This window comes from Lysinibacillus zambalensis (assembly GCF_040183165.1).
Lineage (GTDB): Bacteria > Bacillota > Bacilli > Bacillales_A > Planococcaceae > Lysinibacillus > Lysinibacillus zambalensis.
In genome coordinates this window covers 1-11,526 of the sequence record NZ_JBEGDG010000008.1, presented here as the reverse complement: position 1 = coordinate 11,526, position 11,526 = coordinate 1, and the positions used below count along the sequence as shown (strand labels likewise).

10 protein-coding genes and 1 other annotated feature are annotated in these 11,526 nt (G+C 37.7%); of the genes, 2 read left to right on the top strand and 8 right to left on the bottom strand.

From position 1 onward, the window contains the following. Positions 1-818: 818 nt before the first annotated feature. The 3 genes from radC to ABNX05_RS12090 all read right to left on the bottom strand — a co-directional run bounded on the left by radC (position 819) and on the right by ABNX05_RS12090 (position 2,862). Positions 819-1,490, bottom strand: a complete 672-nt coding sequence (radC, locus tag ABNX05_RS12100) for a RadC family protein (protein WP_349660147.1) — start codon at positions 1,488-1,490, stop codon at positions 819-821. A gap of 34 nt (positions 1,491-1,524) precedes the next feature. Next, complete coding sequence (locus ABNX05_RS12095; protein WP_349659990.1) at positions 1,525-2,118, bottom strand: Maf family protein; 594 nt, start codon at positions 2,116-2,118, stop codon at positions 1,525-1,527. A 99-nt stretch (positions 2,119-2,217) separates the two neighbouring features. Further along, positions 2,218-2,862 carry a hypothetical protein gene (locus tag ABNX05_RS12090; RefSeq protein ID WP_349659989.1) on the bottom strand — a complete coding sequence of 215 codons (645 nt, stop codon included), beginning with the start codon at positions 2,860-2,862 and terminating at the stop codon, positions 2,218-2,220. A gap of 336 nt (positions 2,863-3,198) precedes the next feature. Between ABNX05_RS12090 and ABNX05_RS12085 the strand changes: the two genes are divergently transcribed. After that, positions 3,199-3,615, top strand: a complete 417-nt coding sequence (locus ABNX05_RS12085; protein WP_349659988.1) for an SRPBCC domain-containing protein — start codon at positions 3,199-3,201, stop codon at positions 3,613-3,615. A 62-nt stretch (positions 3,616-3,677) separates the two neighbouring features. On the opposite strand, the gene ABNX05_RS12080 is transcribed toward ABNX05_RS12085, so the two are convergent. The 3 genes from ABNX05_RS12080 to ABNX05_RS12070 all read right to left on the bottom strand — a co-directional run bounded on the left by ABNX05_RS12080 (position 3,678) and on the right by ABNX05_RS12070 (position 9,001). Then, on the bottom strand, positions 3,678-4,931 hold the full coding sequence (locus ABNX05_RS12080) for a bifunctional folylpolyglutamate synthase/dihydrofolate synthase (RefSeq protein WP_349659987.1): 1,254 nt from the start codon (positions 4,929-4,931) through the stop codon (positions 3,678-3,680). After that, the gene (locus ABNX05_RS12075; protein ID WP_432760142.1) at positions 4,928-6,220 is read right to left on the bottom strand and encodes a bifunctional folylpolyglutamate synthase/dihydrofolate synthase; all 1,293 of its coding nucleotides are present in this window, start codon (positions 6,218-6,220) and stop codon (positions 4,928-4,930) included. The genes ABNX05_RS12080 and ABNX05_RS12075 overlap by 4 nt, the downstream gene beginning before the upstream one ends. 135 nt (positions 6,221-6,355) lie before the next feature. Beyond that, positions 6,356-9,001 (bottom strand): valine--tRNA ligase, encoded by a 2,646-nt coding sequence (locus ABNX05_RS12070; RefSeq protein ID WP_349659985.1) that lies wholly within the window; start codon positions 8,999-9,001, stop codon positions 6,356-6,358. 124 nt (positions 9,002-9,125) lie between these two features. Further along, positions 9,126-9,403: a binding site (T-box leader), on the bottom strand. A gap of 104 nt (positions 9,404-9,507) precedes the next feature. On the opposite strand from ABNX05_RS12070, the gene ABNX05_RS26555 reads away from it, so the two are divergent. Then, a complete protein-coding gene (locus ABNX05_RS26555; RefSeq protein WP_490390921.1) occupies positions 9,508-9,702 on the top strand; it encodes a YszA family small membrane protein in 195 nt (64 codons plus the stop codon). On the opposite strand, the gene ABNX05_RS12065 is transcribed toward ABNX05_RS26555, so the two are convergent. Then, entirely contained in the window at positions 9,679-10,449 is a 771-nt protein-coding gene (locus ABNX05_RS12065; protein ID WP_349659984.1) for a valyl-tRNA synthetase, read from the bottom strand. The two genes, ABNX05_RS26555 and ABNX05_RS12065, sit on opposite strands and share 24 nt — an antisense overlap. Positions 10,450-10,725: 276 nt before the next feature. Next, complete coding sequence (locus ABNX05_RS12060; protein ID WP_349659983.1) at positions 10,726-11,172, bottom strand: SRPBCC family protein; 447 nt, start codon at positions 11,170-11,172, stop codon at positions 10,726-10,728. Positions 11,173-11,526 lie beyond the last annotated feature (354 nt).

Genomic DNA, 11,526 nt, shown 5'->3' with positions numbered 1-11,526 from the left:
TCATTATAACGGAAAAACGCAAGAATTTGTAGTGCCACATACCTCATCTCGCTGAAAAGATACTATTTTAATTCCCTCCCAAACAAAAACAGTACGTATAGATTAGCATATAATTTTTATTCTTGTAAGACAACGTGTAATAGGCTACCAATTTTTGTGAATATTATAGACATTTCTACGAATACAATAACGTTTTCTATAAGAAAAGGTTCGTTTTCTTTATTAGCTTTTCGCAAAAAAATACAAAAATTTTTTTATAAAATAATAAAACGATTTGATTTTTGAGGCAGAAAACATCCGCTTCGCTCCAGGGTCTCGGGCCAACAGGATGTTTTATGCGCGAAAGCGTAGTGCTAACGTAGCGACAGCAACGTGTTTTTGTCTGTGCGAAAGCGAAGCGACAGCAACACAGCACGATGTTGGTCACGAAGGCGTTATCACAGGATGTGATGCTATTAGACTTCGTTCTTCGATTGTCATCCCCAAGGAGTCGCCCAGTCGTAAGAAGATCAACTTATTTACATCGTTTTAATAAAATCTTCTACAACTTTTGGTGATGAACCTGATACTTCAACAAACTCTAAAAATTCCCACAAAAAAACTCTGCAAAATATATTGCAGAGATCCATTATGCCTCGGCATAATTGCGTCCGGAATCGGCTTTGTGCTCAGGCCTGCACGATGCAGGTCAGTTAGCCGTTATCGCATGGATGCGATGATTTTAGGCTAACATCCCCTAAGAACTCATTTCCGATTCCATGACATCCGCCGGAGGCTTTAATTTCATTCAGCGGATGTTTGGCATCCGCTGAATGAAATTAAAAATATCCTTTTTCTTTCAAACTAATAAACTGATGATCACCGATGATGAGATGATCGATTAAATCAATGCCAATAATATAACCAGCCTCTATAATTCTTCTCGTCACTTCAATATCCTCATCACTAGGTGTTGGTACGCCACTAGGATGATTATGTGCACAAATTATAGAAGCCGCAGATCTCTTTACAGCCTCGCGAAAAATCTCGCGAGGATGGACAATCGAAGCATTTAGACTGCCTATAAAAATTGTCTTTCTATGAATAATTTGATTTTTCACATTCAAAAAAAGAACGACGAAATGCTCCTGATTCAGTGAGGTCATATCAGGCATTAAATAGGTAGCGGCATCTTGTGGGGAACGAATCGTATATTTTTCATCGCTATGTTTCTGCGCAAGACGTCTACCGAGTTCAATTGCCGCTAATAACTGAATGGCTTTAACCTCACCAATCCCTCTAATAGCAACCATTTCTTCTATTGTTGCATGTTTCAAATGATGTAAACGCTCAAAAACGTTAAGTACGCGATTTGCCAGTACTAGGACAGACTCTTCTTTAGTGCCTGTCCTTAGTAAAATAGCCAGTAGCTCCTGATTCGATAAACTCATAGCTCCTTGTCTACGTAGTCTTTCACGAGGGCGATCTTCTATATGAACGTCTCGTATCATCGTCCCTTGTAAAACATCATTCGTCAAAAAAGTCTCACTCCTTCGCAAATTGGATAATATTGCGTGCTACCAATTGCGTAAACAACGCTGCAAGTGGTAAACCGACAACATTGTTATAATCTCCTTCAATTCGTTTCACTAGGAGGGTTCCAGCAGTTTGAATGCCATAACCGCCTGCTTTATCAAATGGATCTCCTGAATCTACGTATGCTTCGATGAGATCCTGCGATAACTGATGAAAGACAACATTTGTCTCTTCCACAAATGTTGTTTCATGACCGTCAGGCTCAATAATGGCAACAGCTGTCATGACCGCATGACACTTACCTGATAAGCGCAATAAGTGAGAAATTGCCTCCTCACGATTTTTTGGTTTATGGAGTAGCTCATCATCATAAACAACAATCGTATCCGCTCCAATAATCGTTGTATCTGGAGCTTTTTTTGCTACATCACGTGTTTTTAATAGAGCTACGCCTTTTACATAATCTTGCATTGTAGTTGCCTGAACGCTTGTCTCTTCTACTTCACTAGTTATTATGTCGAACGGAAGGGATAGCATAGTTAATAATTCCTTTCGTCGTGGTGAAGCAGAAGCAAGCACTATCTTGTGATTTGTTTTAAACATTGTCTGACCATTCCTCCTTATTAGTTATCATAACGGAGAATTTGGCATTTGAAAATTTTCTAAAAATCAAGATAATGCTTATTTCACTATCTTTTATGCTTAAAATTTCACCTGAAGACAAGCATTTTTCGATTTGTAATGGGCCAAAACTTGTAATCGAATGATGCTGGTATCGCTTGAAATAGACGTGGCTGCTGCTCCAATAGATTGCCAATCAGCAGGTAGCGTAGAATCTTTGGAATTATCCTTAAAATTTAATTTTGTTGCATTTTTGTCAGTTAGCACAGACGGAAGCTCTGCAAGCGTTGCCTCCTTACAACTGTCGCCACTCAAAGTAAATGCTTTTTTAAATGTTGCAGGATCTTTTAAGAAAACAAGTTGACTTTCATCTGTTACCACACTTGTCCAAACGTGAAATTTTCCATCGACCTCGACAATGGCACTTTCTTTTAATGAAGGGTGTTCAGATACAAATGCGCTTGCACTTTCATAATTTGAATAGACCCCTGCTTGACTAGCAAAAAGCATGGGTCCTTTCGTTGCTCCTCCTGCTGTCGTAATGGTTTCCCCTTTGGTATTACTATTACTTTTATTAGCTACCTCATTACTATCATTTTTTATAGAAAATTGATTGCTTGCTTGAAGAATACCTAAAAAAATGCCTACACCAAAAAGCCCTACTACTCCTCCAATAATCATCGCTCGAAATATTTGTTTTCTCATCACTTGACTGACAATTTTCATTCAACCATCACCTCTTTCTTTAACGTATCAAAGTAAATTTAGAAAAGACCAATTTGATATATAAGTATATGTACAAAAGGATGTGTAAATGCGAATTTACTACATTTTGATTTACTAGTTATTTTCGAGGTTTTACTGCAAAATTAAATATTTTTGTAACAAAAGATTTACTAAAAAAAGATGGGTTTTTTATTCTACTCTTTTGTATCGCTATCAAAGGAGCCTGCTTTTAACAAAGAAATTTCATCCAAAAAATTTGAGGATGTGCAAGGAAATAGAAAGTAGAACTAGAAATACTATTATTTACAGACAAATATTAATAATGGAGGTAACGAGGTGGAAAATCCCAAAATTATTGGACAAACAAAGACAGTAGGGTTTCAAGTAGGTGTTAGAAGGATGTTCCCGATTTCCCAAGAGGAAGCTTGGAACCTAGTTACTTCACAAGATGGATTAAACGTATGGTTAGGAGAGAGTATGTTCATTATCCTTGAACCAGGACAGAACTATATTACGAAATTAGGGTCAGGAGAAATACGCGTAGTCAAACCTTTACAACAACTTCGCCTAACTTGGCAAAAGGTAGGATGGGAAAAAGCATCAACCGTACAAGTTCGTATTATTCCGGGGGCAAGTAATAAAACTACAATTAGCTTTCATCAAGAAAAACTTTCTGATCAAAATGTAAGAGAAGAGATGAAAAAATATTGGGAAAAAGTACTTACGGAACTCAAAGAGAGAATAACCAAATGAAAAAATCAGGTACTCATTTTTTAATGAGTACCTGATTTTTACTGGAAATATACTAACTCATGTTAATTGTTTTTTAATCTACTACGCACTTCTGTTAATAAATACAATGAACCCGATACAATCGTCCTTGATTTTCTTGCTGACTGTCGTTTTAAAAATTGCACATAATCTTCTAAAACTGCCTTATAAGAGGCGTTGGACAGCTCAAGCATGTTGTGAGCAGCCATCGCACGGGGATTATCAAAATCAACAAAGTAAAAACAATCACTTACTTGCTCAAATAGTTGCAAAATCTCTTTTACAGCCTTATCTGCAAGAATTCCAATTACAAAAGTAATCTGCTCATCTGGGAACTCCTGCTTAATCGTTTCTATTAATTTCTCAGCACTCGCTGGATTATGCGCACCGTCTAAAACAACATAAGGCATAATTTCTTCAAAACGTCCTAAAATGGTTGCGTTTTTTACAGCTTTTTGAATAGCTTCTTCACTAACTTGTAACTCCAATGAGATTGCTACTTCGAAAAAGGCTGTAATAGCAAGTGCCATATTATTCGCCTGATGTGCTCCCTTTATAGTGCGTGTAAGCTTTGTAATACGGAGGCCATTGTCATTATGCACATAGCTCTCTCCATCTTTCTCTTGTTCCACATAAAACTGATGATTTAGCTCAAAAACGGAGGCATGTTTTTTACTGGCTTCCTCGTAGACAATATTTTTCGCTTCTAACGGTAAATCGCCAATAATAACTGGTTGATACGGCTTAATAATTCCGGCTTTATGATAGGCAATACTTTCAATCGTATCTCCTAAAAAATTCGTATGCTCTAATGCGATACTCGGTATGATAGAAGCAATTGGTGTGACCACATTCGTACTATCAAGTAAGCCACCCATACCAGCTTCAATAAGGGCGATATCTACATTACTAGCAACAAAATGTAAAAATGTTGCAACTGTTAAAAGTTCAAAATCTGTTAGTTTGCCACTAAGTCCGGCTACCTGCATTTGTTGGAATACAAGGTTCATTTCAGCTTCTGAAATAGCTTGACCTTCTACTTGAATTTGGTCATGCACGTCCAAAATACAAGGAGACATAAATTTACCAACACGTAAGCCATGTTCCTTAGCAATTGATTCTAAAAAAGTAAGTGTCGAGCCTTTACCGTTAGTCCCTGCTAAATGTACGGTTTGCAATTTATTTTCTGGATTACCTACTCGTACCAATGCTTCTTCAATCGCAGTTAGACCAGGTTTAATAACATCATCACTCTGAACATTCCATTTTTCCTTATAGCTATTCCATTTCGGGATCATCTTTGTTCCCCCTGTAGCCATTGTCGAACTTCAGCTATAAAATATAAGGAGCCTGTAATGACGATAACATCCTCATCATTTCTTTGATGTAGCATCGTTTGAACCATTTCACACCAATTCGCATTATATATTTTTTTCGTATTTGTAGATAATGCAGCTAATTGATCAGCAGGCATAGCATTCGGAAGCTCGATTTGTGTAAATGCAATTGATGTAGCAATACTATCCATTAAAGCAATACTTTTCGCATGATCTTTATCTGATAATGCTGCATATATAAATCGATAGTTTTGTTGCGGATAAACCGTTTTTAGAGTTTGAATTAACGCCGCAGTTCCTTCAGAATTATGTGCGCCATCTAATATAATAGCGCCAGGTAATTGCTCAAAACGGCCTGCCCACTGAGCTTTTGCCAAAGCTTGACGGATTGATGCATCCGAAATATCAACGGCTCCATTCTCTCTTAACGTTAAAATTGCCGAAATCGCAACGCTTGCATTATTTATTTGATGCTGACCAGCCATTTTTAATGGGATAGCTTCCATCTCCACATTTGCTTTACGGTAATTAAAATGTTGCATATCAGTTCCTTGTTCAATATTATCAACCGTAAAATCCTCCCCTAAAACAAAGCATGGGGCATGACGCTTATTTGCTACCTCACGAATTACAGAAAGTGCCTCTTCACTTTTAACACCCACTACAACAGGTACACTTTCTTTAATAATTCCCGCTTTCTCAAACGCTACTTTAGCTAACGTATCTCCTAAAAACGCAGTATGTTCTAATGAAATCGTTGTAATAATTGAAATTAGAGGCGTAACGACATTCGTAGCATCTAAACGTCCACCAAGTCCCGTTTCAATCAACGCAAAATCCACTTCTTCATCCGCAAAATATTGGTACATAATAAGTGTTACCACTTCAAAAAAGCTCGGAAATTCACCTTCATAATGTGTCTCAATAATCTCAACAACTTTGTTCATATAGTGTAAAAATTGTGCATCATTAATTTGCATACCATTAATAGTCATACGTTCATTAACACACTCTAGATGAGGTGAAGTAAAGGCGCCTACTTTGTAGCCAGTAAGTTGCAACATTTCTCTTAGCGCATTCACTGTTGACCCCTTCCCATTTGAGCCTGCTAAATGGATAACACGTAGCTTGTCCTGTGGGTTATTAAGAAAAGCTAATACCTCTCGCATCAAGACGAGCGGAGCACGTTTATGATCAACTGCCTTTAACGTAAAAATAAAATCTGTACATTCTTTCATTGTTTTAAACAAAAGAAACACTCCCTCTTACTACAATTATCTCTATTTTAGTATAAGTAGCGCCTAATACACATACTTTTCGTAAAAACTTACATTTGAATGAAAGAAAAAAACAGCGGATGACGATTGCCATCCGCTGTCTTAATCTTACATATTTTTTAGTTCTTCTAAACGTTTTAATACAACCGCATGTTTACTTTCGTAATCGGCTAATTTCTCACGCTCCGCATTAACTAATGCTTCCGGCGCTTTAGAAACGAATTTTTCATTCGATAACTTACCATTCACAAGCTTTACTTCTTTTGCCCATTTTTCTAATTCTTTTTCAAGACGAGCAATTTCTTCTTCTAGATTAATAAGTCCAACAAGTGGTAGGAATAGTTCAGCTCCAGTTACTACTGCTGTCATTGACTGACCAGGTGCTTCTAAGCTTTCTCCGATTGTTAGTGATTCTGGATTACAGAATTTTTCTAAATACGCTTTATTTGCCTCTAGTACTGTAACCGTTGTAGCATCCTTCGCTGAAATATATAGTGGCACTTTTTTGCTCATTGGTGTATTTACTTCCGCACGAATATTACGTACTGAACGTATAATATCCATTAGGAGCTTCATATTGTCTGCTTCCTCTGCAAAATGAAGATCCTCACGAACAGTTGGCCATGCTGCCACTGTAATTGATTCACCTTCATGAGGTAAGTGCTGCCAGATTTCTTCTGTAATGAATGGCATGAATGGATGTAATAGACGCATAGTTTGGTCTAAAACGTAAGCTAAAATAGAACGAGTCGTTTTCTTAGCTACTTCGTCATCACCATATAACGGTAATTTAGCCATTTCAATATACCAAGAACAGAAATCATCCCAAATGAAGTTATACAGCTCACGGCCAACTTCACCAAATTCATAACGTTCTGCAAGAGATGTTACACGTTCAATTGTTTCATTTAAGCGAGTAAGAATCCATTTGTCGGCAACTGATTTTTCACCAGTTAAGTCGATTTCATCATATGTCATACCTTCCATATTCATTAAAGCGAAACGAGAGGCATTCCAAATTTTATTTGCAAAGTTCCATACTGACTCTACTTTTTCAGTTGTATAGCGTAAATCTTGACCAGGAGAAGATCCAGTAGCTAAGAAGTAACGTAATGAATCAGCACCATACTGATCAATAACGTCCATAGGGTCTACACCATTGCCAAGTGATTTACTCATCTTGCGTCCTTCTCCATCACGTACTAAACCGTGAATTAATACATCTTTGAATGGGCGCTGACCTGTAAATTCAAGACCTTGGAAGATCATGCGAGAAACCCAGAAGAAAATAATATCATAACCAGTTACAAGTGTGCTTGTTGGATAGTAACGTTTATATTCTTCGTTCGTCTCATCTGGCCAACCCATTGTAGAAAATGGCCATAGTGCAGACGAGAACCAAGTATCTAATACGTCTTCATCTTGCGTCCAATTTTCTGCATCTGCTGGTGCTTCTTTACCTACGTAAACTTCACCTGTTTCATTGTGATACCAAGCAGGAATTTGATGACCCCACCATAATTGACGAGAGATACACCAGTCACGAATGTTTTCCATCCAGCGAGAATATGTGTTTTCAAAACGAGATGGTACGAAGTTTACTTGCCCTTCTTCATCTTTTTGAAGAGTAAGTGAAGCATCAGCAAGTGGTTGCATTTTTACGAACCATTGTGCAGAAAGATAGGGCTCTACAACAGCACCAGAACGCTCAGAGTGCCCTACTGAATGTGTATGCTCTTCAATACGGATAAGCACGCCAGCTTCTTGTAAATCAGCAACGATTTGCTTACGACATTCAAAACGATCCATACCGTTATACTTGCCAGCAAGCTCGTTCATAGTACCATCTTCATTCATAATAAGAATGCGTTCTAGGTTGTGGCGGTTACCAACCTCAAAGTCATTAGGATCGTGTGCTGGTGTCATTTTTACAACTCCAGTACCGAATTCCAAATCTACGTAGTCATCTGCTACGATTGGAATTTCACGACCTACGATTGGTAAAATAACTGTTTTACCGATTAAGTGTTGATAGCGCTCATCATTCGGGTGAACAGCTACCCCAGAGTCACCTAGCATTGTTTCAGGACGTGTAGTTGCTACTTCCACATATCCTGAGCCATCAGCTAATGGGTATTTCATATGATAGAATGCACCTTGAACATCTTTATAGATAACTTCAATATCTGATAATGCTGTTTTTGCAGCAGGGTCCCAGTTAATAATACGTTCGCCACGATAGATTAGGCCTTTTTCATATAATTGCACGAAAACAGTTTTAACTGCATCAGAAAGACCTTCATCAAGTGTGAAACGCTCGCGAGAGTAATCTAATCCAAGACCAAGCTTCGCCCATTGATCACGAATATGCCCAGCATATTCTTCTTTCCATTCCCATGTTTTTTCGAGGAATTTTTCACGACCTAAATCATAACGTGTAATATTTTCTTCTCGTAATTTTGCTTCTACTTTTGCTTGTGTCGCAATACCTGCATGGTCCATTCCTGGTAACCAAAGTGCATCATAACCTTGCATGCGCTTCATACGAATTAAAATATCTTGCAATGTTGTATCCCAAGCATGGCCAAGGTGTAGTCTACCTGTTACATTCGGTGGTGGAATAACGATAGAATAAGGTTCCTTTTCACTTGTAGGCTGCGCCTCAAAAAATTTCCCTTGTAACCACCATTCATAACGACCTGCTTCAATGGACTGTGGATCATATTTTGTTGGCATTGAAATGTTTTCTGTCATTTTGACTCCTCCTGTTAACTTAATAATTTTTTTAGTGTGAGATAGTACCAATCATTCTTTTTTAAGTCTTAGTAAAAAGACATTAACAAGAAGATTAATAAAAATAAAAAAAACTCCTAACGTCAAAAAGGACGAAGGAGTTTAAGTTCGCGGTACCACCTTTAATTCCAGCAGAGGCGAGTTAAGCTATCATACGTTTCATCAGAAAAAAATGTACTACTTGCTTAAGCCTTTACTACTGGCTCTCAATTCAGTAACGGTGTTTAACCGGCTTTAACTACTGTTAGTTCACTAAAGCTGCTCGAGGGCTACATTCAACTAGGTACAAATAGAAACTTTTCAGCTACCGTTTCCTCTCTTAAAATGTACGAATAATTTACTCTTCCCTGTCATAGCATTTGCATTTATATTCAACTTTTTCACATTGTACCCCAAAATCGTGCAATTTTTCAAGTGATTTAGTCATTTTTTAGGAAGCACTACTAGAAAAGGAAGTGAAAATTCAAATGCGACGACGTAAGTATAATCCTTGGCTTTTACCACCATGGCTACGACAATTTCGTTTTTATTGCAAAACGATAATTGTTCCAATTTGTGCTTTTCAGTTTATACGTGTCATCATCATTCCAACATCTGGGGATTTCATCATCTTATTGCTCCTTTTACTTATATGCTATTTACTTTTGAATGAAATCATTTGAAACACGAACCTTTAGCGGTGTATAGTCTTCGGTTAAATCCCAGATCATCGATGGCACTTCATGCCAGGAACTAGATTCACGGACTACAATATTACTTGAGGACTCCCTCAACATTGTTTTTGATGCAGGCTTTTCTTTTTTGTCTGAAGCTATTATTGCTTCAGACTTTTCCTTTTGAACTGCAAATGAAACAGTCTTTGATTTTTCCTCTTGTGCTGAAGCTGCTACAGCTACAGTTTTTTCTTCTTGATTCGAAGCTACTGCAGTTGTAGGTTGTTTTACTTGTGCCGTTTCTTTTGTAAGGTCCCCCTTCTCAATTTGTGCTGAGGCATTGACAGACTGTTTTTCAAAAACGTGCGCTTTTTCTAACGCAAGCTCAGGCTCATTAAAAACACTTGTAACCGTCCACTCGAGCTGACACATCTGATTCCTCAAAACAGGTCGAATATCCTTTACCATTAAATCTTCAATAGCTGCATCCTTTGGTAAATCTACATTTAAAGGAACTGCATACTCAAAATAACCAGTATCTCCTTGAATATCTAGTGTATCGATTTGTACTAATTCATCATCATCCATGTAAGCTTGCATGTCTTGAAAATCAAAGCGAACATGTGCTGTGATATGATAAATACCCATTAATCGTAGAGAGTCTTCTAACTGTGTTGTCTGCCACCGTGGCTTAATTTGTACAGCTGCTATTTCTATTGGGCAGCCATAACCAGGAAAACTAAAAGTTTCACTCATATTCCATGTTTTGTGTTCGATAATAATCCCTCCTCTTGCATCATATGAAGCTCCGAAGGATAGTATGCTATAGGATGATTAATCAATTTCGTCTTGGTGTATATTATGTAGCTGTCTCTTTGATCTCGCGCAAATAAACAATGCAATCGGATTTTGTATAGTGCCAAAGAGAAGCGGCACATCGGGCGTCCCCTAAGAAAGCGCCTGCCGTAACAGAAAAAAAGGGCATGCTAGAAAAAATTCTCTAGCATGCCTTTTAATGGTGTGCAATCGTTATTATACATTCACCAATTTAATTTTGTTTGCTACACGGTCTGTTAACATTTGTGTTGCTTTTGGTACGATTGGCTTAAAGATTGGATTTAAAACAGGACCAGCTAATCCTCCTGCTGTTACTTCCAAGAAGCCTGTCATTTTTGTATTTTCTGCATCAATACTTTCCGCTAGGAAATAACCGTTTCCTGAAAAGTTATCAGAAATTCCTTTTAATTCGAATGTTACTTTAGAAGGTGCTGTCCATTCTAAAATAGCAATCTCTACTTGTACTGTTTTTTTCAGAACACCAACATTGCCTTTAAACGTCCATGTTGAATGTTTTTCATCAATCATTTCATGTGCATTATAACCTGGGACAAGCTTTGCCCATTTTTCCATATCACTGACGAAATCCCATACATTTTCAATTCCTACAGGTACTTCGACCATATGTGTGCCAGTTGCCATATCAATTCACTACTTTCTTTTACGAATAGCTCTATTATATACGATTTCGCCTACAATTTGGCTATGCTGAAAGTTATAATTTTAATAAAAATTTTCTCAAGCGGTAACGATTCATACATTCTAACGGGCACATAAGTATAAGCCTTTACAGATAAAGGGTTCATCACCAAAAGCTGTGACTTTTGTTAAAACATCTAATATGTAAATACGTTGATCTTCGTTACGACTGGGCGACTCCTTGGGGATTAGCGATAGAGGAACGAAAACTAAGAGCATCACATCCTGTGATAACGCCTTCGTGACCAACATCGTGCTGTTGCTGTCGCTGCGCTTTCGCACAAACAAAACCAAAAC

What these genes read in the sequence shown, in the direction of transcription:
- radC (WP_349660147.1), bottom strand. Translation starts at nt 1,490, where the DNA reads ATGATACGAGACGTTCATATAGAAGATCGCCCTCGTGAAAGACTACGT.
- ABNX05_RS12095 (WP_349659990.1), bottom strand. Translation starts at nt 2,118, where the DNA reads ATGTTTAAAACAAATCACAAGATAGTGCTTGCTTCTGCTTCACCACGA.
- ABNX05_RS12090 (WP_349659989.1), bottom strand. Translation starts at nt 2,862, where the DNA reads ATGAAAATTGTCAGTCAAGTGATGAGAAAACAAATATTTCGAGCGATG.
- ABNX05_RS12080 (WP_349659987.1), bottom strand. Translation starts at nt 4,931, where the DNA reads ATGATCCCGAAATGGAATAGCTATAAGGAAAAATGGAATGTTCAGAGT.
- ABNX05_RS12070 (WP_349659985.1), bottom strand. Translation starts at nt 9,001, where the DNA reads ATGACAGAAAACATTTCAATGCCAACAAAATATGATCCACAGTCCATT.
- ABNX05_RS26555 (WP_490390921.1), top strand. Translation starts at nt 9,508, where the DNA reads ATGCGACGACGTAAGTATAATCCTTGGCTTTTACCACCATGGCTACGA.
- ABNX05_RS12065 (WP_349659984.1), bottom strand. Translation starts at nt 10,449, where the DNA reads ATGAGTGAAACTTTTAGTTTTCCTGGTTATGGCTGCCCAATAGAAATA.
- ABNX05_RS12060 (WP_349659983.1), bottom strand. Translation starts at nt 11,172, where the DNA reads ATGGCAACTGGCACACATATGGTCGAAGTACCTGTAGGAATTGAAAAT.